The organism is Agrobacterium sp. CMT1 (genome assembly GCF_037203725.1).
Lineage (GTDB): Bacteria > Pseudomonadota > Alphaproteobacteria > Rhizobiales > Rhizobiaceae > Agrobacterium > Agrobacterium pusense.
The window spans coordinates 317,440-339,662 of sequence record NZ_JBBCAR010000007.1; the positions used below are offsets into that span (position 1 = coordinate 317,440).

Genomic DNA, 22,223 nt, shown 5'->3' on the forward strand with positions numbered 1-22,223 from the left:
CGGTTCCGGTCGCTCTAATCAAGGTTTTTGCCCTGTTTGGCAAGGGGGTGATGTGTTTGTACCAGCTCTTGCAAGCGTTCTTCCAGCACATGTGTATAGATTTGTGTCGTGGAAATGTCGGAGTGGCCGAGCAGTTCCTGCACCGCGCGCAAATCCGCACCGTTCTGCAAGAGGTGGCTGGCGAAGGCGTGGCGCAGCACATGCGGTGACACTGCCGAGGGGTGCAGCCCGGCCCGAATGGCGATGTCCTTGAGGTTGCGGGCGAAGACCTGACGGGGCAGATAGCCTTCCTTGCTGTTGGATGGGAAGAGCCACGGGCTATCCGTCGCTTCGGCCTTTTTCGCTGCCTTGCCTTTTTCTGAGGCAAGCGCCTTTCGGGCGGCTTCATATTTTTCCATGGCCTCGATCGCCGTTCGGGAAAGAAGAACCATCCGGTCCTTGTTACCCTTGCCGCGGATCATCAGGAAACGTCCTTCCTGACGCAGCACTTTGACGGGAAGCGAGACGAGTTCGCTGACACGCATGCCGGTGGCATAAAGAAGCTCGAGCAGCAGATGCATGCGGATGCGCGCGAGCTGGCCGGGACCCTCGGTTGCCGCTTCCTGCGCCGCGAGCCCAAGGAGACGGTTTACATCGGCGACGCTCATCGTTTTCGGCAGGGCAACGCCCTTCTTGGGCGCATCGATGATGCCGGTCGGGTCGTCACTGCGCAGGCCTTCCGAATAAAGAAAGCGATAAAACTGCCGCATGGATGAGAGGCGTCTCGCCTGCGAGGTCGCAGCGAAGCCTTGCGCGGAAAGATGGGTCAGATAGGCGGAAAGGTCCGATGTGGCGGCTTCTGTCAGAGACTGGCGGCGGCTCCCAAGGAATTCGCGCAGGTCCGTCAGATCACGCTCGTAAGATGCGAGCGTGTTGGCGGCTGCACCCCGCTCGGCGCTCATCATCTCCAGAAAACTCTCCAGCCGCGCGCTGTCGCGCCCCCCCGCCGGCTGACCGCTCATGGGGTGGGCCTTGCCGGTTCTGCCCCCGGTGGGTTCAGCCTTTCCGAGGGAATGCGCACCGTTACTTCGCGGTCGCGGGGCTGAACGACCATGACGAGCAGCACCATGCCGCCATAGACCAGCCCCGCGATGGTCGCCAGTATCATCGTGAAGCGGAAGAGGGTGGGCATGGCGGCTCCGTGAAGGTGGCGATCGAAACGTATATGCGGTGCGGCGAAACCGGCGGCAAGCTGAAAAAGCCTGCCACTGTCACCGCCGCATGCGGCGATCATTGTGATTCACCGCAATTCAGTCAGCAATTTGGCTTGACGCTTCGTAAACATTTGCAGATATCCATGCCAAACGGGCTTTCAAATTTATGAGCGAAACGAATTTATCCGTCCCGGCCACACTCGGGGAGCAAGCGCGGGCAAAGCTCGGACGGCGCAATATCGTCTTTGTCGGACTGATGGGCGCCGGAAAGTCGGCGATAGGCCGCATGGTTGCCCAGCAGCTCAGGGTTCCCTTCATCGACACGGATGTCGAAATCGAACGGGTTTCGCGCATGACGATATCAGAACTTTTTGCCACCTATGGTGAAGAAGAATTCCGGGCGCTGGAAACGCGGGTCATCAAGCGGCTGCTGCGCGGCGGGCCCAAGGTCATCTCAACTGGCGGCGGCGCCTTCATAAACGACAATACGCGCCGGCACATCAGCCGTGGTGGGATTTCGCTGTGGCTGAAGGCGGATCTGGAGGTGTTGTGGGAGAGGGTGAACAAGCGTGATCACCGCCCGCTTCTCAAGACCGAAAACCCCAGGGCCACGCTGGCGGCCCTGATGGAGAAGCGCTATCCGATCTATTCGGAAGCAGATCTCACCATCGAATCCCGTGATGTCCGCAAGGAAATCATCGTGACCGAAGTGCTGGCCGCCATTGCCGGCATCGAACAGAAAGACTGATTCCCATGACGCCTTCTGAAATCCACGCCGATGAACGTCTCGTCCATGTGCCGCTCGGTGAGCGCGCCTATGACATTCTGATCGGGCCCGGCCTCATCGGCCGGGCTGGCGGCGAAATCTCGGCGCGGCTGAGGGGCCGGCGTGCGGCGATCATTACCGATGAGCATGTCGCGCCGCTCTACCTTGAAGGCTTGATGGACGGACTGCAGACGGACGGCATCGAGGCTGTTTCCCTGACCCTGCCGGCCGGTGAAAAGACCAAGAGCTTCGAGCATCTCGTCACTGTCTGCGATGCGGTTCTAGCCGCAAGGGTGGAGCGCAATGATGCGGTAATCGCGCTTGGCGGCGGCGTGATCGGCGATCTCGCCGGTTTTGCAGCCGGTATTGTCCGCCGCGGCGTACGTTTCGTGCAGATACCGACCTCGCTTCTGGCGCAGGTCGATTCCTCCGTCGGCGGCAAGACCGGCATCAACACCCGCCACGGCAAGAACCTCATTGGCGTCTTCCACCAGCCTGATCTGGTGCTGGCGGATACGGCGGTGCTCGATACGCTCAGTCCGCGCGAATTCCGCGCCGGCTACGCCGAAGTGGTGAAATACGGCCTGATCGACAAGCCGGATTTTTTCTTCTGGCTGGAAAAGAACTGGGACGACATCCGCACCGGCGGCCCTGCCCGCATCCAGGCGATTGCGACCAGCTGCCAGGCCAAGGCAGACGTGGTGGTGGCCGACGAAAAGGAAAACGGCGTACGCGCCCTTCTGAATCTCGGCCACACCTTCGGTCACGCACTGGAGGCGGCAACCAATTACGACAGCAAGCGGCTGGTGCATGGCGAAGGTGTCGCCATCGGCATGGTGCTGGCGCACCAGTTCTCTGCCCGCCTGAACCTTGCAAGTCCTGACGATGCCGCGCGCGTCGAAGCGCACCTGAAGGCAGTCGGCCTGCCGACCACGATGAAAGATATTCCTGGAGAATTGCCGCCCGTCGAAACGCTGATGACGGCAATTGCGCAGGACAAGAAAGTCAAGGGCGGCAAGCTCACCTTCATCCTCACCCACGGCATTGGCCAGTCCTTCGTGGCGGATGACGTTGCGGCATCCGAGGTGCAGTCCTTTCTGTCGGAGAAGCATCCGGGGTGACGGCCCAGATCGCCACTCAATTAGAAGCCGCTAGCCTCGTTGGCCAGACGTTCTATCTTTTGCGGCGACAGCTCCGCAACTTCTGCCCGGGTTTGAAGGCGGATTTTGCAGCCGTCGAAAGCCTCATAAAGGTGTAGATGCCCCGCGAAGGATGATGAGGTCGCCCGCGTCCAATAATCTCGTGCCCATGCCAGAAGGGCCGCTTGATCGCTCTCTGTCTCGCCGTGTTGCGCGCCGCGTCGCAACAGGCCGTCGTGACATTCCGCCCAGGGTAGGTCGAGCCATATCAGCACATTTGCACGATGCAGCGTCGTTTCAACCAACCAGCCATAGACGCCTTCGATGATCCAGTCGTCAGTACTGGCATACTGCATCGCCAGAAGTTTCGCTTCCACCTCGTCCCGCTTGCGGCCATCCTCGTGCCAGTGAAGGTGATCGAGATCGCAAATGGGTAATTTCAGCGCCGACCCCGCTTTTACCGCGAGACTGCTTTTACCAGAGCCGCTATTGCCAATGATGGCGACGCGTAGTGAAAGGCTGCCTGCTGTCGACATTCGGGTGATCCGTCGAATTAAGCCTCTATCTTGGAACGCAGAATCTTTGCGCTGACTGAATTCTTAACCCGGAAATACGAAAGTAATGCTGCACTACTAGACACTAGAACCGCACCGCTTCCCCCGGTGCCGCTGCCTCTATCGCCAGAGCATGCAGCCCGGCATCGAGTTCGGGCTTCAAAAGCGCGTTGATTGCCCGGTGCCGTTCGATGCGGGACTTGCCGGAAAAGCTCTCCGACACTATCTGAACACGCATATGCGTCTCGCCGGTACCTGTGATATCCGGCTGGTGGCCCGCATGCATCTGGCTTTCATCGACGACCCTCAGGCGCTCCGGTGAAAAGCTTTCCCGAAGCTTGGTTTCTATGCGCTCTCGCAGAGACATTCGAAGGGCTCCAATTCTGTTTGCCGGTCTTTGAAGGGGGCTCCCTAAAAGCCTGTAACATTCCGCTTTGTCAATTCTTGTTGTGCGGCTTTTCGCACCCCATAATCAGGGCATCATGAAACTGGATTCGAAATATTTTGACCGCATCCGCACGCGCCGGAAAAGGGAGCGGGAACCTGAGGTTCAGGCCCCAACCTGCCAGTGGGACGGATGCGACAAGCCGGGCATTCACCGGGCACCCGTCGGCCGCAATGCTGAGGGGCAATTCTTCCTGTTCTGTTTTGAGCACGTGAAGGAGTATAATAAAGGCTACAATTATTTTTCCGGCCTGTCCGACAGCGAGATCGCCCGTTATCAGAAGGAAGCGATCACCGGCCATCGCCCCACCTGGACGGTTGGCGTCAACAAGACCGCCCGCGACAGCCCGCTGCATTCCACGCTGCGCTCCGGCACGGCGAGCGGCAATGCCCGTATCCGTGATCCTTTCGGCTTTGCCGGCGGTTTTGCGGGCGGCTCGAAGGCAGGCGGCACCCGCATGCAGCAGGACCGCAAATTGAAGACGCTGGAGGCAAAAGCCTTCGATACGCTCGGACTTTCTTCCAGTGCAAAGCAGGAAGACATAAAAAGGCGCTATAAGGAGCTTGTCAAAAAGCACCATCCTGATGCTAATGGTGGCGATCGTGGTTCGGAAGAACGTTTTCGGGCTGTTGTTCAAGCATATCAATTGTTAAAGCAGTCAGGTTTCTGCTAAGCCAACTTCTGTGTTTACCGCCTGATTGATGATGTGGCCGGGTGGCTGCCGCCCGCCTTGGAGACGTGATGAGCAAAATCGACCTTGATATTTCCAACCTGCCCGACACGACGGTGTCCGTGCGGGAGGTTTTCGGCATTGATACGGATCTGCGGGTTCCCGCCTATTCCCAGGGCGACGCCTATGTGCCTGATCTCGATCCCGACTATCTTTTCGACCGCGACACGACGCTCGCGATCCTTGCCGGTTTTGCTCACAACCGACGTGTCATGGTCTCCGGTTTCCACGGCACGGGTAAATCCACCCATATCGAGCAGGTGGCTGCCCGCCTCAACTGGCCCTGCGTGCGCGTCAACCTCGACAGCCATGTCAGCCGTATCGATCTCGTCGGCAAGGACGCCATCGTCCTGAAAGACGGCAAACAGGTTACCGAATTCAAGGACGGCATCCTGCCCTGGGCCTACCAGCACAATGTCGCGCTTGTCTTCGATGAATATGATGCCGGTCGCCCGGATGTGATGTTCGTGATCCAGCGCGTGCTGGAATCGTCTGGCCGCCTGACCCTGCTTGACCAGAGCCGCGTTATCCGTCCTCATCCGGCCTTCCGCATTTTCGCGACCGCCAACACCATCGGCCTTGGTGATACGACGGGGCTTTACCACGGCACGCAGCAGATCAACCAGGCGCAGATGGACCGCTGGTCCATCGTCACCACGCTGAACTATCTGCCGCATGAGCAGGAAGTGAACATCATCGCCGCCAAGGTGAAGAGCTTCGACAATCCGAAGGGACGCGAAACCGTCTCCAAGATGGTGCGCGTGGCGGATCTTACCCGTTCGGCTTTCATCAATGGCGATCTCTCCACCGTCATGAGCCCGCGTACCGTCATCACCTGGGCGGAAAATGCGGAAATCTTCGGCGATCTCGCCTTTGCCTTCCGCGTGACCTTCCTCAACAAGTGCGACGAGCTGGAGCGCACGCTGGTGGCCGAACAGTATCAGCGGGCCTTTGGCGTCGAGCTGAAGGAAAGCGCTGCGAACATCGTTCTCAGCGCCTGATCGTTCCCGGCTTGCCCGGAAAAGATCATCCATGACTTGAGGACGCCGGCGGATCGCGCATCCAGAGATGCGTGGGCCGCAGGCGTCGACAATCGACAGGAAAGACAATGGCAGCGCGCGGCGACAATTCCAGGGCGAAACCGGGTACGGCGGTCGATACGGAACCGTTGCGTCAGGCGATTGCCGGATGCGTGCGATCCGTCGCTGGCGATGCCGAAGTCGAAGTCGTTTTCGCCAATGAACGGCCGGGTCTTGCCGGCGAGCGCATGCGCCTGCCGGAAATTTCCAAGAAACCCACCGCGCAGGAAATCGCGATAACCCGCGGCCTCGGCGATTCCATGGCGCTGCGTCTCGCCTGCCACGATGCGGATACCCATGCGGTGATGTCGCCGCAGGGCGCTGAAGCGCGGTTGATCTTCGATGCGGTTGAGCAGGCGCGCGTTGAATCGATCGGTGCGCTGCGGATGCCGGGCATGGCTTCCAATATCCATGCCATGAACACGGAAAAATACGCCAAGGCGAATTTTGCCGGTATTACAAAACAGGACGATGCTCCTCTTGCCGAAGCCGTTTCGCTGTTGGTGCGCGAGAAGCTGACAGGCGAAAAGCCGCCGGAAAGTGCCGGCAAGGTTCTCGACCTCTGGCGCGACTTCATCGAGGACAAGGCTGCCGGCGACCTGAACGATCTTTCCAAGGTGATCGGCGATCAGAAGGCGTTTTCGCGTCTGGTGCGCAAGATGCTGACCTCCATGCAGATGGCGGAGGATTTCGGCGACGAGGATAACGAGCCGGAAAGCCAGGAAGCGGAATCCAACGAGGACCAGCCGCGCACCAACGAGACCGAAGAAGAGCAGGTTGAGGAAGAGGCCGGCTCCGACGCGACGCCCGCCGATGAGAACGAGGCCTCGCAGGAGGAAATGGAAGAAGGCGAGATGGACGGCGCCGAGATGTCGGACGAGGAAATGTCCGACGATCTCGACGAGGATTCCGAAACGCCCGGCGAGACCCGCCGTCCCAACAGCCCTTTCGATGATTTCAACGAGAAAGTCGATTACCGCATCTTCACGCAGGAATTCGACGAGGAAATCCACGCCGAGGAACTGTGCGACGAGGCCGAGCTTGACCGTCTGCGCGCCTTCCTCGACAAGCAGCTTGCTCATCTGCAGGGCGCTGTGGGGCGCTTGGCGAACCGTCTGCAGCGCCGCCTGATGGCGCAGCAGAACCGTTCCTGGGATTTCGATCTGGAAGAGGGTTATCTCGATCCGGCCCGCCTCGTCAGGCTCATCATCGATCCCATGCAGCCGCTCTCCTTCAAGAAGGAACGCGACACCAAATTCCGCGATACCGTGGTTTCGCTGGTCATCGACAATTCCGGTTCGATGCGCGGCCGTCCGATCACGGTTGCCGCCACCTGCGCCGATATTCTCGCGCGTACCCTGGAGCGCTCCGGTGTAAAGGTGGAAATTCTGGGCTTCACCACCAAGGCATGGAAGGGCGGGCAATCGCGTGAGCAATGGCTCGCCAGCGGCAAGCCGGCTTCGCCGGGCCGCCTTAACGATCTGCGCCATATCATCTACAAGTCGGCGGATGCGCCGTGGCGGCGCGCACGGCGCAATCTCGGCCTGATGATGCGCGAAGGCTTGCTCAAGGAAAACATAGACGGCGAGGCGCTGATGTGGGCGCATAATCGCCTGATCGGCCGCCCCGAGCAGCGCAAGATCATGATGATGATCTCTGATGGTGCGCCGGTGGACGATTCAACCCTGTCGGTCAATCCGGGCAACTATCTGGAGCGGCACCTGCGCGCCGTTATCGAGCAGATCGAAACGCGTTCGCCGGTGGAGCTGCTGGCAATCGGTATCGGTCATGACGTGACACGTTATTACCGCCGCGCGGTCACCATTGTGGATGCGGACGAGCTGGCTGGCGCGATGACCGAACAGCTCGCGGCGCTCTTTGAAGATACGAGCGGCGCTGCCGGTTCGTCCCGCAGGGTCCGTCGTGCGGGATAAGCAGGGCGGAGCGTCCTCCACCCGCAAAACGCTCTTGATGGCCGCCATTCTGGCGGCCGTATCGCTTTGTCCGGTTTCCATTGGCGCGTCCGCCATCGATGTGCCGGTCAGCGTCCGTCAGCTCTCCGGTTTCGAGGTCGGCACCAGCGAAAAACGTTTCGGCAAGCTGGAATTCATTGGCGGCATGGTGATGAGTGCGCCGGAAAAGTTGTTCGGCGCTATCTCCTCCATTCGGTTCCGCCCCAACGGGGAAGACTTCGTTGCGGTGCTGGATACCGGCCACTGGCTGACCGGTAGGGTCACACGTGACGCTGTCGGGGCGCTGTCTGGTCTTGCTGAAGTCCGTATTACCCCGATGCTGGACATGAACGGTCGCGAACCGCCGCGCAAGATGGAGATGGATGCGGAAGGGCTGGCGCTGCGCGGCGGCAGGGTTTTCGTCAGTTACGAGCAACGCCACAGGATCGATATCTATCCCGATCCGGGCTTTGCCACCTCGAAGCCACTTGGCCGTCTGCCGCATCTCATTCCCAATAATGAGCTGCGCCACAATGGCGGCATGGAGGCGCTCGCGGTCTCGCCAGCCGATTCGCCGCTCGCCGGCGCTCTCGTCGTCGTTGCGGAGAAAAGCATTGATGCGGACGGCAATCTTCTCGCCGCGATCCTTGAGGGGCCGCTGAAAGGCACATTCGCGGTTACCCACCATCCCTCGTTCGACGTGACTGATGGCGCATTCCTGCCCAATGGCGACCTGTTGCTGCTCGAGCGCCGCTTCAATTTTGCCGAAGGCGTCGGCATGCGCATCCGCCGCATACATGGTGCTGATATCCGGCCGGGCGCGGTGGTGGATGGTGAAATCCTCATGGAAGCCGGCATGGCCTACCAGATCGACAATATGGAAGGCATGGATGTGGTGAAGGGGCCGGATGGTTCGACGCGCCTCGTCATCATTTCTGATGACAACCACTCTTTCCTCCAGCGCAACCTGATGCTGGAATTCAGACTAGTGGAGTAAAATCAAGTCTGCTGCTGCGCCGCCTTGTAGGCAGCCATCAGATCCTCGACGGGAATGCCGTCGATCTTCATGCCGGTCATTCGGCATGACGTTATCTGCGCACCGGACAGATTTGAGTTGCTCAGTTTCAGACCGGAAAAATTGACGTCATCGATCGACCAGCCGGACATGTTGTTATCCGTGAACGACGCACCTGACAAATTAATATTGTTGAAGCTCGCCCCGGAAAGATTGACGTTGTCGAAGACCGTGCCGGAAAGATTGACGTCATTGAAGGTTGAGCCTGAAAGCGTAGCGCTGGCGGCCTCTACAATGTCGATAACGTCCTTGATCTGCATGTCTACCTGTCTCCGCGCTGTGCCACGGACGACAGACTGCAATGCTGACGGCTGGCTTGCAAGCGCGATTTGATCCGCGCTTGACGGTCTCAAACGCGGCCGGTTTTGACGGCGCCCGGCATCGGCTTCAGCGTGTTCATCAGCGCGCCGTAAGGCAGGAGCATGACAAGGCCGACGAGAACCTTCACCGAAAGATCACCCAGGGCCCATGAAATCCAACGGGGCGCTTCCACGGCGAAGACACCGAGGATGGGAGCGTTTTCGATGGCGAAGGCATCGTTGGGGCCGACGAAGGAGAAGCTTGCCGCAAAGGCGATGGAGAAGAAGAGCGCCGTATCCAGCACCGAACCGAGCATGGAGCCGGCCAGCGGCGCATGCCACCAGCGCTGGCGGCGCAGGCGGTTGAACACGGAAATGTCCAGCAGCTGGCCGATCAGATAAGCCGTCCCAGAGGCGACCGCAATGCGTGGAATGGATGTCCAGAAAGACAGCGTGACCCCGACGACAAAGCCCGCAAGCACGACGCGGCGCGCGATGGATGGGCCAAACTGGCGGTTCGTCAGGTCCGTGACAAGGAAGGCGATTGGATAGGTGAAGGCACCCCAGGTCAGCAGGTCGCCGAGATTGATGCCGAACAGCGAACCGGAAAGCGGATATTGCACCAGAAAATTGGACGCAACGACCACGAGGGTCATCAGCACGACATAGATAAGCGTATAGCGCAGGTAGAGCATTTTTTTATCCTGGGTGATGCCACCAGTTGGAACCGGATTAAACAAGCAAAAGGCTTGAGCGGCCAAAGCCAGTCAAGCCTTCCGAATGTCGATGATGTCGAAACTGCTATTAAGCAGCTTCAGCCGTCTTCTTGGCGATCTGGCGGCGCAGGAGACGAGCGCGCATGCTCAGTTCGTTTTCGCCGGACTTCAGAAGGAAGGCATCGAGGCCGCCACGGTGTTCAACGGAGCGCAGAGCGGCTGCGGAAACACGCAGGCGGAAACGCTGGCCGAGAGCATCGGAGATCAACGTAACCTGGCAAAGGTTCGGAAGGAACCGGCGCTTGGTCTTGTTGTTGGCGTGGCTGACGTTGTTGCCCGTCTGGACGCCCTTGCCGGTCAATTCGCATACACGGGACATGGGTACACCTATTTCGTTTCGTCTGTTTCACCACTGGCTCGCCACCGGCAAAAACCGGGGTGGCAATCCAACTGGCCATGATTGGAAAGTTGCGGTTCTATAGTCAGACGAGACTTAACAGTCAAGCCGCTCGCGAGCAAATGAAAGGAAATTCCGGCGTTTTCAACCGGCATCCGCTTTTTTATTGCCACAAGTCGGCGTATATCATCGCCCGATAAGGCCGCTTCCGCGCCTCTTTTAAGGTGATATCGAAATGATTGCCAGAGGAAAAAGCATTTTCGTGGCCGCGACAATGGCGTTAGCGGGTGTCTCCCCCTCGCTCGCTGCCGAAGCGCGCCACACAAGCGAATACAGCATCAATCTCGGCATTTTGCCGATTGCCAAAGCGAGTTTTTCGACTCGCATGGATGGACCAAATTATTCGATCTCCGGGTCCTTCAGTGCCGCCGGTCTTGCCAGCATTCTCAAGGATATTTCCGGCAAGACGACCGTTTCCGGCGCGAGACGTGGCCACCGGCTGCAGGCCAACGAGTATTCGCTGGTCTATAAGGACGGCAAACGCGTGCGCACCTATGACGTCGTCTATCGCAACGGCAACGTGACATCGACAACGGTGAAACCGGTGCCGAAGACACGGCCGGACAATTGGGTTGATGTCAAGGACCGCGACCTGCGCTCGGTTCTCGATCCGATTTCCGGTCTCATCATTCCCGCGGGCGGCCGCATCTGCCCGACTCGCCTGCCGATCTATGACGGCGAATCGCGACTCGATCTCGTTTTGAGCTCCAGCGGCACCAAGCCGTTCAAGACCAATGGTTTTAATGGCGACGCCATCGTCTGCAAGGCGCGTTATGTGCCGAAGTCGGGTTACCGGCAGGGGCGCAAGGATATCGAATATCTGAAATCCATTTCGATGGAGATCTGGTTCGCCAAGTCGAACAACATGGATGTCTATGCGCCTGTTTATGCGATCATCCCGACGCGGGTGGGACAGGTCTACATCACCGCCACGAAATACGGCGGCTGACTAAGGCTGATGGTAGTGTAAGAAAAGCAGACGCTGCGGCGTATTTTTTCTCCCCGCCAGGGAGAGGGTGGCCCGAAGGGTCGGATGAGGGGGCAAGCTCTCGCTTTGCCTCCTCATCCCGCTGCCAGCATTGCTCTGAAAGTTACTGCGCATCCCCAGGCGACCAGCCGGGTTCGGCCATGACGAAACTCGAAAAGGCAAAGCCCGGCGAGACGGTGCAGCCGACGAGGGTATAATCACCGAGGCTTTCGGCCGACTGCCAGCAATTGGCGGGAACGATGACCTGCGGGCGCTCGCCTTCCAGAATGGCAGGGCCGAGCGTGAAGGTCTGCACTTCCCGGCCATCCTGCGAAAGATGCAGCGCGATCGGCGCGCCGGCATAATAGTGCCAGACTTCCACCGCATCGGTTACCCGATGCCAGTGCGAGCGATCGCCTTTTTCCAGGAGATAATAGATGGCCGTCGAATGACCGCGCTCGCCGCCGGCCTTGTCACGGAAAGTCTGGTGGTAAAAACCGCCCTCGGGATGCGGCTCCAGCCCCAGTTCACGAATGATCGCCTGCGCAGATATATCCGTTTCCATCAAAAATTATCCTTGCGCGTGCGGATTTCCGCGAAGACGTCGGCATCGGTGGCGCTTTCCAGACCAAGATTTTTGCGAATGCCGGTATCCGCCACCCGCATATAGGGGTTGGTCTGTTTTTCGAGCCCGATTGTGGTGGGAATGGTGAATTCATTCGCCTGGCGTGCCTTTTCCACCTTTTCCGCGCGGCCACGCAGCGCGGCATTATCGGGGTCGACGGTCAGGGCAAAGCGGGCATTGCTCAGCGTGTATTCATGGCCGAAATAGACCTTGGTCTCATCCGGCAAAGCCATCAGCTTCTGGAAGGAATGCCACATATCCGCCGCCGGGCGTTCGAAAAGGCGGCCGCAGCCCATGGCAAACAGCGTATCAGCGGCAAACAGCAGCCCGTCATCCGGCATATAATAACAGATATGCCCCGCCGTATGGCCGGGTGTGGCGATGATCTGAACGCGGCGGCCGGCGAATTCGAATTCGTCGCCATCGGCCTGCGAGCGGTCGAGCCCCGGTATGGCCACGGCCTCATCATAAGGACCGTAAATTTCGCACTGAAACTTGTCTTTCAGCGCAAGATTGGCTTCCACATGGTCCTGATGGTGATGCGTGGTGAAAATATGGGTGAGCTTCCAGCCGTGGCCGTCGAGAGCGTGCAGGATAGGGCCTTCTTCCGGCGCGTCGATGGCGGCAGTCGCCCCGCTTTCGGGGTGGTGCAACAGAACCCCGAAATTGTCGCTGCGGCAAAGAAAGACGTCTATTTCCAAAGGTTTCATCGTATCCTCTCCATTTGCCGGCCAAAACCGGCGCATTCGCCTGCCTGACTTTCCCAACTGACTTCCAATGTAAGGGCAGACGCCTTGAAGTCCAACCGCCTGATGCTACATTCTCGCCCATGAATACCGATATCGTCGATCTGCGCGAATTCTATCATTCTCCGCTTGGCCGCTCTGCCGAGCAGGCGATCACCATGGCGCTTTCGATGCTGTGGCCTCCCTTGCCGGAAGAGCGGCTGGTGGGCCTCGGTTATGCCGTGCCGTTTCTGGACCGGTTCCGCCGCGATACGGAGCGCACCTTCGCCTTCATGCCGGCCGGGCAGGGGGCGGTGAACTGGCCGGCGGGAGAGCTTTCCTCCACCGCGTTGGTGTTCGATGAGGAATTGCCGCTGCCCGATTCGTCGATAGACCGGGTTCTCATGGTGCATGCGCTGGAATTTGCCGAAAATCCGCGGGAAAGCCTCAAGGAACTATGGCGGGTACTGGCGCCGGGCGGCCGCCTGGTCATCGTGGTGCCGAACCGCCGCGGCGTCTGGGCGCGCATGGAACACACGCCTTTCGGTTCCGGCCGGCCCTATTCGCGCGGGCAGCTGACGGCGCTGTTGCGCGAAACCAATTTCACGCCGGGCGCCACCGCCGAGGCGCTGTTCTTTCCGCCCACTACAAGCCGGCCGGTGCTGAAATTCCGCCGTTACCTCGAACATACCGGGCGTCGTCTCTGGCCGCTGTTTTCCGGCGTCATCGTGGTGGAAGCGCAAAAACGTCTCTATCAGGGATTGCCAGTCACCCAGCGCGCCTCGCGCCGGGTTTTCGTGCCGGTACTCGCGCCACAGGGGGTGCCCACCACCCGCGCGGCCGCAAGCCAAGGAAAGCCGCGCTGACCCTCGACAAAGCGACCGTTCCGGCCTAGGCCTTCTGCATTGCTTTTTGCCGGGTTCTCCGACGTCTTTTCAAAGGTCGATAAAAATGAGCGCAGAGCTTAGCCTACCTGTTCCCCGTCCGGGTATCCTCGATATTGCGGCTTATGTTCCCGGGAAGGAACATGTGGATGGCGTCGTCAGGGTTTACAAGCTTTCCGCCAACGAAACGCCGTTTGGGCCAAGCCCCAGGGCGATAGAGGCTTTCAGCGAGGCCGCCGGCCACCTGGAAATTTACCCGGACGGTCAGGCCGCCGCACTGCGTCATGCAATTGCAGAGGTTCACGGTCTCGATCTGGCAAATATTATTTGCGGCAATGGCTCCGGCGAGCTGCTGGAACTGCTTTGCAGGGCCTATCTCGGCGCGGGCGACGAGGCGATTGTTACTGAGCACGCCTTTCTCCTCTACAAAATCCAGATCATCGCAGCGGGAGCAACACCGGTCACAGTCAGGGAAAAGGATTGCACTGTCGACGTGGACGCAATTTTATCGGCGGTGACGTTGAGGACGAAGATGGTGTTCGTCGCCAATCCCGGCAACCCTACCGGCACCTATATTCCGGTTGCGGAAATCCGCCGCCTGCAGGCCAGCCTGCCGAAACATGTTCTTCTGGTGATCGATGCGGCTTATGCCGAATATGTGCGCCGCAACGACTATGAAACCGGTCTCGAGCTGGTGTCCGATAGGGCCAATGTCGTTATGACCCGCACGCTTTCCAAAGCTTACGGTCTTGCCGCACTGCGTATCGGCTGGATGTACGGTCCGGCGGACATCGTTGATGTACTTAACCGTGTGCGTGGCCCGTTCAACTTGAACGCACCCGCAATTGCCGCTGGTACTGCCGCCCTGCGCGACCAGGCTTTTGTGGAAACGACGATTGAGCATAATCTTTTCTGGCGCGATAAGCTGACGCAAGCATTCGTCACGCTCGGCCTGACTGTCACACCGTCCGTCGCCAATTTCCTGCTGATCCATTTTCCCGACCGGGACGGCAGGCGCGCATCGGATGCGGACACGTACCTGAGCCGTCGCGGTTATATTCTGCGTGCCGTGCGCAGTTACGGGTTCCCTAATGCACTGAGAATGACCATCGGTGCGGAAGAGGCCAATCTCGGTGTCATCACTGTTCTCAGCGAGTTCATGGGGCAAGCCTGATCCACTGAATTGACCCACTGCGTCGCAAGCCAAGGAAAGCCGCGCTGACCCTCGACAAAGCGACCGTTCCGGTCTAATGCCTCCGGCATTGCTTTTGCCGGGTTCTCCGGCGCTTTCCAAAGGTCGATCAAATGAGTGCAGAGCTTAGCCAACCTGTTCCGCGTCCGGGTATTCTGGATATCGCCGCTTATGTTCCGGGCAAGGAGCATGTGGATGGCGTTGCGAAGGTTTATAAGCTCTCCTCCAATGAAACCCCGCTCGGGCCAAGCCCGAAAGCCATCGAGGCTTTCAGTACGGCGGCCAGCCATCTGGAAATCTATCCGGACGGGCAGGCGATTGCGTTGCGGCAGGCCATTGCCGACGTGCATGGCCTCAACATCGCGAATATCCTGTGCGGCAACGGCTCCGACGAGCTTCTTGGCCTGCTTTGCCACGTCTATCTGGGTGCGGGCGATGAGGCGATCATCACCGAACACGGTTTTCTCGTCTACAAGATCCAGATCATGGGCGCGGGCGCGACACCGGTGACGGTGAAGGAAAAAGACTGCGCTGTCGATGTGGACGCGATCCTCGCCGCCGTGACGCCGAAGACCAAAATGGTGTTCATCGCCAATCCCGGCAATCCCACCGGCACCTATGTTCCGGTTGCGGAAATTCGCCGCCTGCAGGCCGCCCTGCCGAAACATGTTCTGCTGGTGCTGGATGCGGCCTATGCCGAATATGTGCGCAAGAACGACTATGAGGCCGGGCTGGAACTGGTTTCCGGCAACCGCAACGTGGTGATGACCCGGACCTTCTCGAAGGTCTATGGCCTTGCCGCCCTGCGCGTGGGCTGGATGTATGGTCCGGCCGCCATCGTCGACGCGCTGAACCGTGTGCGCGGGCCGTTCAACATGAGCGCGCCGGCCATCGCAGCGGGTGCCGCTGCCATCCGCGATCAGGCTTTCGTCGAAAAAGCCGTGGCGCACAACGCGGTGTGGATGGAAAAGCTGGTCACGACCTTTACCGGCCTCGGCCTCACCGTCACGCCGTCAGTCACCAACTTCATCCTCATCCATTTTCCGGATCAGGACGGCAAGCGGGCAACGGACGCTGACGAGTTCCTGAGCCGCCGCGGGTACATTCTGCGTGCGGTGCGCGGTTACGGTTTCCCCAATGCGCTCAGAATGACCATCGGTTCGGAAGAGGCCAATCTTGGCGTCATCGCTGTTCTCAACGAGTTCATGGGACGGGCTTGATGGCTGAGATCATGTTTGAACGCATCGCGCTGATCGGCATCGGCCTGATCGGCTCGTCCATTGCCCGGGACATCAAGGAACTGGGGCTCGCCCGCCATGTGATTATTTCCACCCGCAGCGAAGATACGCTAGAACGGGCGGAAGAACTGGCGCTTGGCACGGATTATACCGTCTCGGCGGCGGAAGCGGTGAAGGATGCCGATCTCGTCATCGTTTCGGTGCCGGTCGGCGCGTCTGAAAGCGTGGCGCGGCAGATCGCACCGCATCTGAAACCGGGCGCCATCGTTACCGATGTGGGTTCCACCAAGGCTTCGGTCATCGCACAGATGGCGCCGCATATGCCTGACAACGTGCATTTCATTCCCGGCCACCCGCTGGCAGGTACGGAAAAATCCGGCCCGGATGCCGGTTTTGCCGGCCTCTTCCGTGACCGCTGGTGCATCTTCACTCCGCTGCCGGACACGGACGCGGCAGCGCTGGAAAAGCTGAAGGATTTCTGGCGGGCGCTCGGTTCGCGCGTGGATGAAATGGATGCCGAACACCACGACAAGGTTCTGGCGATCGTTTCGCATCTGCCGCATATCATCGCCTACAACATCGTCGGCACCGCGGATGATCTGGAGACGGTGACCGAATCGGAAGTCATCAAATATTCTGCCTCCGGTTTCCGCGACTTCACACGTCTGGCCGCCTCCGATCCTACCATGTGGCGCGACGTCTGCCTGCACAACAAGGACGCCATCCTTGAGATGCTGGCCCGGTTTTCCGAGGATCTCGCCTCGCTGCAAAGGGCGATTCGCTGGGGAGAGGGCGACAAGCTGTTCGAGCTGTTCTCGCGCACCCGCGCTATTCGTCGCTCCATCGTGCAGGCAGGTCAGGACGTCGATGCGCCCGACTTCGGTCGTCACGCGCTGGATCAGAAGAAGTAGGGCGCCGCTGGTGACGGTCTTGGCCGGATTTGATCCGGCCATCAAACCGCTGGTAAAGTGTCAAAGCCTTGCTTTCGTCATGCTCGGGCTTGTCCCAAGGATGACGTCGATTACGGGCTAACCCTCAGATCGGCGGAATCTTGCCCAGCGGGATAAAGCCGCTGATCGTGGCGCGGCCGCGGTCCACTACGAGATCGACGGACGCCCTGTCACCGCCGCCGGCGAGTGCGCCGAGCAGCTTGCGCGCCGTGTCGATGGTAGATTGCAGCTGTGGAAACGCCTGCTTGGCATTGTCAGACCACGCGCCGAGCTTTTCGATCTCCAGCTTGAACTTGCCGGAGAGATAACCCTCGTTATCGAAGGAGAAGGGGCCGCTGATGCGCATGACACGGCCTTCGCCGATATCGGCGACCAGCCGGCGAAGCTCGCCGCTTGCGCCATAAAGGCCAGCTGTATCGCTGCCATCCACCATGCCTGCCTTGCCGGCGAGCGTGACATCGGCAATGGCGTTGAGGCGCGGAAGAATCTGCGGCCAGTCCTTGATGACGGTCGCGGAGTCCGTGAGCGTGATCGCGCCATCGAGATCGGCGCCGTTCTGGCGCAGGTGCATCTCCGTCTTGACGGCATCGAAGTCGATGGTCTGGCCGGTGACCGAGGAAACCGCCTGCGCCTTTAGCCCGTCGATGATGAGTGAGCTGCGGTCAATGCCCTTCAGCCTGGTGACGATGCTGGACTGCATGTTCTTCCATTCTGCCGAAATGGTCAGGCCGTGGGCCGAGCGGATTTCCGCAGGCGAATCGAGTTCCCAGACGATATGGCCGGGATTGTAGACCTGTGCCGCCGAGCGCAATTCGCCAAAGGAGGCGGAGACGCCGTTCTGGCTGTCATCCACCGTCACCTTCGCGCAGAAGAGGCCGATGCGGAAGGGATAACCCTTGAAGGCGATATCGCTGCATTCGCCGCTGACGCTGCGGGCCTGCGAGGGGGAAATCACGTTCAGGACAGTCTGCTTCAGCCTGTCGGCGGCGTAAAACCACCCGGCGGTATAAAGTCCGATAACCACGAGGATGGCGATGGCGAGCCAGAGGAATTTTTTGGCCGTGCCGGATTGGCTTGACGCTGCCATATTGATCTCCGATGAACAGACTTCAGGGAATTTTGATTTGGCTTGGGATATGGACGATTTTTGGGTCTTTGGCTACGGTTCGTTAATGTGGAACCCTGGCTTCGCCTTTGAGGAGAGGCAGCAGGCACGATTGCACGGTTATCGGCGCTCGCTCTGCATCAGCTCCAATTTTTACAGAGGCACGGAAGAAAAGCCCGGCCTCGTTCTCGGGCTGGAACGCGGTGGCTCATGTCTTGGCGTCGCTTTTCGCGTGCGGGGCAAGGATCATGATCCCGTCATGGCCTATCTGCGTGAGCGCGAACTGGTGACGAACGTCTACAAGGAGCGGGTAGTTTCGATCGCGCTTTCCGACGGCCGGCGCGGCAGCGCCGTGACATATGTGGCCGATCCCGCGCATGAGCAATATATCGGCGGTCTCGGCGTAGCCGAATCAGCTGTCATCATCGCGGCTGCGGCCGGTCGCTCCGGTCCAAACACGGATTACGTCTTCAACACCGTGCAGCATCTGCAGGACATGGGCATACGCGATTCCTTGCTGGAGAGCATCGCTGCCAATGTCGGCGCGCTTGTCGCTCAGCCAGCCGTTGATTCCTTGCCCTGAAGCTCGGCAATCCGCTTCACCGCAGTCGGCGGCAAGGGCAAATGCGGATTGTTGCGCACGGTTTCCAGCAGCAATTCGTCGCTCGCCTTTTCCGTGACATCGATCAGGCGCTTGAAGAACACATCGGGGTCGAGCCCCGGTTCGATGGCGGGCAGGATACGCACCTTGAAATGGCCGGGATAACGCATGGTGGAACGGCGCGGCCAGAAGAGGCCCGGATGCATGGCGACGGGAATGACCGGAACCTGAAGGTCACGGTACAGCCTCGCGATGCCGTAACGATATTCAGGCTCGGCGCCCGGCGGCCGGCGTGTCCCTTCGGGATAGATGATGAGTTCGCGGCCCGCGGCCATTTCCTCTTTCGCGCGCTCCATCACCTTCAGCATCACCTTACCGCGTGCGGCGCGGTTGACCGGGATCATCCTCTGTTTCATCGCGTACCAGCCGAACAGCGGGATCCACAAAAGTTCGCGCTTTAGAATGTAGACCGGATCGGGAAGGTTGGGCAGCAGCGCATAGGTGTCCCAGAAGGACTGGTGCTTCGGCGCGAAGATGCAGCCAGTCTCTGGAATGTTTTCCAGCCCTTCGATCTCGAAGGTGGTGCCGACGATGGTTTTCATCAGCCAGTGATTGGAGCGCGCCCAGTTCTTCGGGATTTCGTAGGCGATCTTGCGTGGCAGGATAAAATAGATCGGCGTCAGCACGATCATGCGGACAATCAGGTTGAGATAAAACAGCGTATTAAAAAGAAAAGAGCGCAGCTTGAGCATCAACAGCCTTCCCGGGACGCAGCCGTTTCGAAGTCTTTAGCGCTTCGATGCCGGATGCCGATGTCAGACGCCTACACGAAAACAAGGGGCGGCAGCAAGCGTGTTTCTGGATGCTTATGAGGAAGCTGCAGTGACTTTAGGTGCAGTGTGATCGGCAGTGGCCTTGCGCAGGCCATCGCCCTTGCCGAAGCCCGTCAGGTCACGTCCGGCCGCCGCCACGAATTTCAGATATTCATAAAGCATGGTTCTCACCACATCCGGTTCCGCGAACCAGTTGGTGCGGGCAAGATCGGCGCTGATGACGGGATAGGCGATGAATTGCGTCTGTGGGCTGGCGCTGCGCAATTCATGAAGGCTGCGATGCATGTGATAATTATTTGTGACGACCACGATGGAAGAGTAGTTGTGATCGCGTATCCAGCTCGCCGCCTCATTGGCGTTACCGATCGTATCTATCGCCTTGTAGCCCATGTCCACGCAGCAGGTGAACATATCGGACGACCCTTGCGTCATCTTGCGTATCTGCGAGCGGGTTGTGGCCGGGTTGACGCCTGAAATCAAAAGCCGTTTGCCCACGCCGTCTCTCAGAAGGCCGACCGCCTGTTCGATGCGCTGATAACCGCCAGTGAGCACGATAATGGCATCGCCTCTGGCACCCTCGGGCGGGCGCATCGAGGCGACAGAATCGGCAAACCACAGGAAACCACCGGAAAATGCGCCGAGCGCGATGACGCAGAGCAGGATGAGGCCGCGGATAAAACGGCGCAATGGACCACGCCGCGCCAAAAGCCCCTTTCGGGCCGGTCGCGTCGCTGCCTGATCCTGGTCCGTCCGACTCACAAACATTCCTCCTGATTACTCGCCGATTAAGGCAAGGAACAGGCATTTTTGTCCACCGTCCGCAGGTTACATCCCGTTCGTGACGGTTTCAGTTTTTCCGCTAGATTCATCGTGTCATCACGATGCCAGGCCGTCGCTTTTCGACGGATCGGACCGGACGCGATCGATATCGTCGATGGTGCGGATGACGGTGACGCGTGCGGTGATGGTGGTGAGAAGCGCGATGATGATCATCGTCATCGCAATGCCGAAATAACCGCCAAGGCCGACGGAAAAGGAGCCAAAAAGCGCACTTGCCTGATCGCTCTGGGGGGTGGCGACGGTGCTCGACTGCCAGAAACCGGCGACGAGGAACACGGCGGCTGCCAGCGCACTGCCCGCTGCCGCGCCCTTGAGGCTGATCTTCAGGAAGTGTTTCTGGAATTCCCGCGCCACGAAGCTGCTCTCCGCGCCGACAAAATGCAGAACCTCGACAATGTGCCGATTGCCGGAAAGCGCGCCGCGGGTGGCAAATACGACAGTCAGCACCATGGCTGTGAACACGAGAACGAGGACGCCAACGCCGATCATGACAGTGGTTCTTGCCATGGAAACGAGCCGGTCGACCCAGGTGCGATGGTCGTCCAGAAATGCCTGTGGAATCTCGGCCTTCAGCATATCCCGCATCGCCTGGAAATCGGGCGGATTGTTTTCATCGATGGTGATGACGACGAGACGCGGTATGGGAAGTTCGGAGAGATCGAGCCCGCTGCCGAGCCACGGCTCCAGCAGGCGCGATGTCGCCGCATCGTCAAGAATGGTGCCATCGCGGGTGCCGACGAAGGTGAGCGCCAGATTGCGCGCCTTGTTCAGCGCTGCATTCATGTCCAGCCCGTCCTCGGGTTTGATCTGGATGGTGATCTCACGGGAAATCTGGCTCTGCCACGTGGCGGCGGTGGCGCGCACCATGGAAACGGCGCCGAGCGTGAGGCAGGCGAGAAAAGCCATGATGGCGATGACCACCATCAGCGCATTGCCCTGAATGTTGGAGGGCGGCAGAATGGGTGCCATCGGGCGGATGCGCATGGGCGGACGCTTCGGCTGCGCCGCTTCCGGCTTCAACGGTTTGCGGGTGATCTCATTCATAGATGTCGAGCCGCCCTTCGGTCAGGATCATCCGGCGCGCATCGATCTGGTCCATCAGGCCGAAGTCATGGGTGGCGATAACGACGGCGGTGCCCAGCCGGTTGAGTTCCAGAAACAGGTTGAGAAGGCGCTTGGCCATCGGCGGATCGACATTGCCGGTCGGCTCGTCGGCCAGCAATATTTCCGGCTGGTCCATCAGCGCGCGGGCAATGGCGGCGCGCTGCTTCTCGCCGCCGGAAAGGATCGCCGGCAGCACGTTGACACGCTCGCCGAGCCCAACCCATTTCAGAAGCTCGATCACGTCATTGCGATAGGCGCTTTCTTCCTTGCCACGCACGCGCAGCGGCAGGGCGACATTCTCATAGGTCGTCAGATGATCAAGCAGCCGGAAATCCTGAAACACGATGCCGACGCGTCGGCGCAACATCGGCAGCTCACTGCGCGGAATGCGTGACACATCGCGATTGAACATGCGGATATTGCCGCGGGTCGGCTGCAGCGACATCAGTAGCAGGCGCAGGAGCGTTGTCTTGCCGGCGCCCGAGGGGCCGGTCAGAAACTGGAACGACCCTTTGGGAATATCGAAGGTCATGTCCCTCAGGATTTCGGGTCCCATGCCGTAACGCAACCCGACATTTTCGAAATGGATCAACGGACTTCCAGTCTCTTCGTTTCGTGGTGGTTCGCAAGCCGCTGGGATGAAGCCGGAGGGCGCGGTCTACCCCGGTTCGGGACGCCCGGCGAGCGGTTTTTGCGAAGCATTAACCATTTAAATTTAAAACTTGGCAGGATTCGTTGCAATGCCCAGTTTTGC

At 59.5% G+C, this 22,223-nt stretch carries 26 protein-coding genes; 12 read left to right on the plus strand and 14 right to left on the minus strand.

The window, feature by feature from the left end; all coding sequences use genetic code 11:
* Positions 1-14 precede the first annotated feature (14 nt).
* Positions 15-1,001 (minus strand): site-specific tyrosine recombinase XerD, encoded by a 987-nt coding sequence (gene xerD, locus WA845_RS10065; RefSeq protein WP_112554687.1) that lies wholly within the window; start codon positions 999-1,001, stop codon positions 15-17.
* Complete coding sequence (locus WA845_RS10070; RefSeq protein WP_037092754.1) at positions 998-1,171, minus strand: hypothetical protein; 174 nt, start codon at positions 1,169-1,171, stop codon at positions 998-1,000. The genes xerD and WA845_RS10070 overlap by 4 nt, the downstream gene beginning before the upstream one ends.
* A 188-nt stretch (positions 1,172-1,359) precedes the next feature.
* On the opposite strand from WA845_RS10070, the gene WA845_RS10075 reads away from it, so the two are divergent.
* Together WA845_RS10075 and aroB are read left to right on the plus strand one after the other, a co-directional pair.
* Entirely contained in the window at positions 1,360-1,941 is a 582-nt protein-coding gene (locus WA845_RS10075) for a shikimate kinase (protein ID WP_004445677.1), read from the plus strand.
* A 5-nt stretch (positions 1,942-1,946) separates the two neighbouring features.
* Positions 1,947-3,080 (plus strand): 3-dehydroquinate synthase, encoded by a 1,134-nt coding sequence (gene aroB / locus WA845_RS10080; RefSeq protein WP_004445676.1) that lies wholly within the window; start codon positions 1,947-1,949, stop codon positions 3,078-3,080.
* Between the two features lie 20 nt (positions 3,081-3,100).
* On the opposite strand, the gene WA845_RS10085 is transcribed toward aroB, so the two are convergent.
* Both WA845_RS10085 and WA845_RS10090 read right to left on the minus strand, forming a co-directional pair.
* Positions 3,101-3,634: an adenylate kinase gene (locus WA845_RS10085; protein ID WP_112554689.1), complete on the minus strand. Its 534-nt coding sequence runs from the start codon at positions 3,632-3,634 to the stop codon at positions 3,101-3,103.
* 103 nt (positions 3,635-3,737) lie between these two features.
* Entirely contained in the window at positions 3,738-4,019 is a 282-nt protein-coding gene (locus WA845_RS10090; protein ID WP_004445674.1) for a BolA family protein, read from the minus strand.
* A 115-nt stretch (positions 4,020-4,134) separates the two neighbouring features.
* Here WA845_RS10090 and WA845_RS10095 point away from each other — a divergent pair, with 115 nt between their 5' ends.
* The 4 genes from WA845_RS10095 to WA845_RS10110 all read left to right on the plus strand — a co-directional run bounded on the left by WA845_RS10095 (position 4,135) and on the right by WA845_RS10110 (position 8,855).
* Positions 4,135-4,770, plus strand: a complete 636-nt coding sequence (locus WA845_RS10095) for a J domain-containing protein (protein WP_004445673.1) — start codon at positions 4,135-4,137, stop codon at positions 4,768-4,770.
* 68 nt (positions 4,771-4,838) lie between these two features.
* Positions 4,839-5,828 carry a cobaltochelatase subunit CobS gene (gene cobS / locus WA845_RS10100; RefSeq protein ID WP_004445672.1) on the plus strand — a complete coding sequence of 330 codons (990 nt, stop codon included), beginning with the start codon at positions 4,839-4,841 and terminating at the stop codon, positions 5,826-5,828.
* 107 nt (positions 5,829-5,935) lie between these two features.
* Positions 5,936-7,840, plus strand: coding sequence for a cobaltochelatase subunit CobT (gene cobT, locus WA845_RS10105; RefSeq protein ID WP_022563024.1), 1,905 nt, complete (start codon positions 5,936-5,938; stop codon positions 7,838-7,840).
* Between the two features lie 37 nt (positions 7,841-7,877).
* Positions 7,878-8,855 carry an esterase-like activity of phytase family protein gene (locus WA845_RS10110; protein ID WP_162719194.1) on the plus strand — a complete coding sequence of 326 codons (978 nt, stop codon included), beginning with the start codon at positions 7,878-7,880 and terminating at the stop codon, positions 8,853-8,855.
* A gap of 2 nt (positions 8,856-8,857) precedes the next feature.
* Here the strand turns inward: WA845_RS10110 and WA845_RS10115 are convergent, their stop codons facing one another.
* From WA845_RS10115 to rpmB, 3 genes are all read right to left on the minus strand, one after another.
* Complete coding sequence (locus WA845_RS10115; protein ID WP_006697146.1) at positions 8,858-9,193, minus strand: pentapeptide repeat-containing protein; 336 nt, start codon at positions 9,191-9,193, stop codon at positions 8,858-8,860.
* Between the two features lie 89 nt (positions 9,194-9,282).
* A complete protein-coding gene (locus tag WA845_RS10120; protein ID WP_112554693.1) occupies positions 9,283-9,927 on the minus strand; it encodes a queuosine precursor transporter in 645 nt (214 codons plus the stop codon).
* Positions 9,928-10,036: 109 nt separating this feature from the next.
* Complete coding sequence (gene rpmB / locus WA845_RS10125) at positions 10,037-10,327, minus strand: 50S ribosomal protein L28 (RefSeq protein ID WP_003509888.1); 291 nt, start codon at positions 10,325-10,327, stop codon at positions 10,037-10,039.
* A 253-nt stretch (positions 10,328-10,580) separates the two neighbouring features.
* Between rpmB and WA845_RS10130 the strand changes: the two genes are divergently transcribed.
* On the plus strand, positions 10,581-11,354 hold the full coding sequence (locus WA845_RS10130) for a DUF3108 domain-containing protein (protein WP_112554695.1): 774 nt from the start codon (positions 10,581-10,583) through the stop codon (positions 11,352-11,354).
* A 142-nt stretch (positions 11,355-11,496) separates the two neighbouring features.
* Here the strand turns inward: WA845_RS10130 and WA845_RS10135 are convergent, their stop codons facing one another.
* Together WA845_RS10135 and gloB are read right to left on the minus strand one after the other, a co-directional pair.
* Positions 11,497-11,937 (minus strand): cupin domain-containing protein, encoded by a 441-nt coding sequence (locus WA845_RS10135; RefSeq protein WP_162719187.1) that lies wholly within the window; start codon positions 11,935-11,937, stop codon positions 11,497-11,499.
* Complete coding sequence (gloB, locus tag WA845_RS10140; protein ID WP_112554812.1) at positions 11,937-12,707, minus strand: hydroxyacylglutathione hydrolase; 771 nt, start codon at positions 12,705-12,707, stop codon at positions 11,937-11,939. The genes WA845_RS10135 and gloB overlap by 1 nt, the downstream gene beginning before the upstream one ends.
* Before the next feature lie 119 nt (positions 12,708-12,826).
* Between gloB and WA845_RS10145 the strand changes: the two genes are divergently transcribed.
* The 4 genes from WA845_RS10145 (at position 12,827) to WA845_RS10160 (ending at position 16,947) form a co-directional block, all read left to right on the plus strand.
* On the plus strand, positions 12,827-13,588 hold the full coding sequence (locus WA845_RS10145) for a methyltransferase domain-containing protein (protein WP_112554697.1): 762 nt from the start codon (positions 12,827-12,829) through the stop codon (positions 13,586-13,588).
* An 85-nt stretch (positions 13,589-13,673) separates the two neighbouring features.
* Positions 13,674-14,780: a histidinol-phosphate transaminase gene (gene hisC, locus WA845_RS10150; protein ID WP_112554699.1), complete on the plus strand. Its 1,107-nt coding sequence runs from the start codon at positions 13,674-13,676 to the stop codon at positions 14,778-14,780.
* A 131-nt stretch (positions 14,781-14,911) separates the two neighbouring features.
* On the plus strand, positions 14,912-16,018 hold the full coding sequence (hisC, locus tag WA845_RS10155; RefSeq protein WP_112554701.1) for a histidinol-phosphate transaminase: 1,107 nt from the start codon (positions 14,912-14,914) through the stop codon (positions 16,016-16,018).
* Positions 16,018-16,947 (plus strand): prephenate/arogenate dehydrogenase family protein, encoded by a 930-nt coding sequence (locus WA845_RS10160; protein WP_112554703.1) that lies wholly within the window; start codon positions 16,018-16,020, stop codon positions 16,945-16,947. The genes hisC (WA845_RS10155) and WA845_RS10160 overlap by 1 nt, the downstream gene beginning before the upstream one ends.
* A gap of 124 nt (positions 16,948-17,071) precedes the next feature.
* On the opposite strand, the gene WA845_RS10165 is transcribed toward WA845_RS10160, so the two are convergent.
* Positions 17,072-18,073, minus strand: a complete 1,002-nt coding sequence (locus WA845_RS10165) for a DUF2125 domain-containing protein (protein ID WP_004445657.1) — start codon at positions 18,071-18,073, stop codon at positions 17,072-17,074.
* A 49-nt stretch (positions 18,074-18,122) separates the two neighbouring features.
* Between WA845_RS10165 and WA845_RS10170 the strand changes: the two genes are divergently transcribed.
* Positions 18,123-18,674, plus strand: a complete 552-nt coding sequence (locus tag WA845_RS10170) for a gamma-glutamylcyclotransferase (protein WP_004445654.1) — start codon at positions 18,123-18,125, stop codon at positions 18,672-18,674.
* Here WA845_RS10170 and WA845_RS10175 read toward each other — a convergent pair.
* From WA845_RS10175 to ftsE, 4 genes are all read right to left on the minus strand, one after another.
* Positions 18,647-19,444 (minus strand): lysophospholipid acyltransferase family protein, encoded by a 798-nt coding sequence (locus tag WA845_RS10175; RefSeq protein ID WP_004445653.1) that lies wholly within the window; start codon positions 19,442-19,444, stop codon positions 18,647-18,649. The genes WA845_RS10170 and WA845_RS10175 overlap by 28 nt on opposite strands.
* 114 nt (positions 19,445-19,558) lie before the next feature.
* A complete protein-coding gene (locus WA845_RS10180; protein ID WP_034497226.1) occupies positions 19,559-20,290 on the minus strand; it encodes a YdcF family protein in 732 nt (243 codons plus the stop codon).
* Positions 20,291-20,401: 111 nt separating this feature from the next.
* Entirely contained in the window at positions 20,402-21,409 is a 1,008-nt protein-coding gene (locus WA845_RS10185; RefSeq protein WP_035209125.1) for a cell division protein FtsX, read from the minus strand.
* On the minus strand, positions 21,402-22,061 hold the full coding sequence (gene ftsE / locus WA845_RS10190) for a cell division ATP-binding protein FtsE (protein ID WP_004445648.1): 660 nt from the start codon (positions 22,059-22,061) through the stop codon (positions 21,402-21,404). Before ftsE ends, WA845_RS10185 begins: the two co-directional genes overlap by 8 nt.
* Positions 22,062-22,223 lie beyond the last annotated feature (162 nt).

Bases quoted from the DNA above. Each gene is read 5' to 3' on its own strand.
- xerD (WP_112554687.1), bottom strand. From the start codon at position 1,001: ATGAGCGGTCAGCCGGCGGGGGGGCGCGACAGCGCGCGGCTGGAGAGT.
- WA845_RS10070 (WP_037092754.1), bottom strand. From the start codon at position 1,171: ATGCCCACCCTCTTCCGCTTCACGATGATACTGGCGACCATCGCGGGG.
- WA845_RS10075 (WP_004445677.1), top strand. From the start codon at position 1,360: ATGAGCGAAACGAATTTATCCGTCCCGGCCACACTCGGGGAGCAAGCG.
- aroB (WP_004445676.1), top strand. From the start codon at position 1,947: ATGACGCCTTCTGAAATCCACGCCGATGAACGTCTCGTCCATGTGCCG.
- WA845_RS10085 (WP_112554689.1), bottom strand. From the start codon at position 3,634: ATGTCGACAGCAGGCAGCCTTTCACTACGCGTCGCCATCATTGGCAAT.
- WA845_RS10090 (WP_004445674.1), bottom strand. From the start codon at position 4,019: ATGTCTCTGCGAGAGCGCATAGAAACCAAGCTTCGGGAAAGCTTTTCA.
- WA845_RS10095 (WP_004445673.1), top strand. From the start codon at position 4,135: ATGAAACTGGATTCGAAATATTTTGACCGCATCCGCACGCGCCGGAAA.
- cobS (WP_004445672.1), top strand. From the start codon at position 4,839: ATGAGCAAAATCGACCTTGATATTTCCAACCTGCCCGACACGACGGTG.
- cobT (WP_022563024.1), top strand. From the start codon at position 5,936: ATGGCAGCGCGCGGCGACAATTCCAGGGCGAAACCGGGTACGGCGGTC.
- WA845_RS10110 (WP_162719194.1), top strand. From the start codon at position 7,878: ATGGCCGCCATTCTGGCGGCCGTATCGCTTTGTCCGGTTTCCATTGGC.
- WA845_RS10115 (WP_006697146.1), bottom strand. From the start codon at position 9,193: ATGCAGATCAAGGACGTTATCGACATTGTAGAGGCCGCCAGCGCTACG.
- WA845_RS10120 (WP_112554693.1), bottom strand. From the start codon at position 9,927: ATGCTCTACCTGCGCTATACGCTTATCTATGTCGTGCTGATGACCCTC.
- rpmB (WP_003509888.1), bottom strand. From the start codon at position 10,327: ATGTCCCGTGTATGCGAATTGACCGGCAAGGGCGTCCAGACGGGCAAC.
- WA845_RS10130 (WP_112554695.1), top strand. From the start codon at position 10,581: ATGATTGCCAGAGGAAAAAGCATTTTCGTGGCCGCGACAATGGCGTTA.
- WA845_RS10135 (WP_162719187.1), bottom strand. From the start codon at position 11,937: ATGGAAACGGATATATCTGCGCAGGCGATCATTCGTGAACTGGGGCTG.
- gloB (WP_112554812.1), bottom strand. From the start codon at position 12,707: ATGAAACCTTTGGAAATAGACGTCTTTCTTTGCCGCAGCGACAATTTC.
- WA845_RS10145 (WP_112554697.1), top strand. From the start codon at position 12,827: ATGAATACCGATATCGTCGATCTGCGCGAATTCTATCATTCTCCGCTT.
- hisC (WP_112554699.1), top strand. From the start codon at position 13,674: ATGAGCGCAGAGCTTAGCCTACCTGTTCCCCGTCCGGGTATCCTCGAT.
- hisC (WP_112554701.1), top strand. From the start codon at position 14,912: ATGAGTGCAGAGCTTAGCCAACCTGTTCCGCGTCCGGGTATTCTGGAT.
- WA845_RS10160 (WP_112554703.1), top strand. From the start codon at position 16,018: ATGGCTGAGATCATGTTTGAACGCATCGCGCTGATCGGCATCGGCCTG.
- WA845_RS10165 (WP_004445657.1), bottom strand. From the start codon at position 18,073: ATGGCAGCGTCAAGCCAATCCGGCACGGCCAAAAAATTCCTCTGGCTC.
- WA845_RS10170 (WP_004445654.1), top strand. From the start codon at position 18,123: ATGGACGATTTTTGGGTCTTTGGCTACGGTTCGTTAATGTGGAACCCT.
- WA845_RS10175 (WP_004445653.1), bottom strand. From the start codon at position 19,444: ATGCTCAAGCTGCGCTCTTTTCTTTTTAATACGCTGTTTTATCTCAAC.
- WA845_RS10180 (WP_034497226.1), bottom strand. From the start codon at position 20,290: ATGTTTGTGAGTCGGACGGACCAGGATCAGGCAGCGACGCGACCGGCC.
- WA845_RS10185 (WP_035209125.1), bottom strand. From the start codon at position 21,409: ATGAATGAGATCACCCGCAAACCGTTGAAGCCGGAAGCGGCGCAGCCG.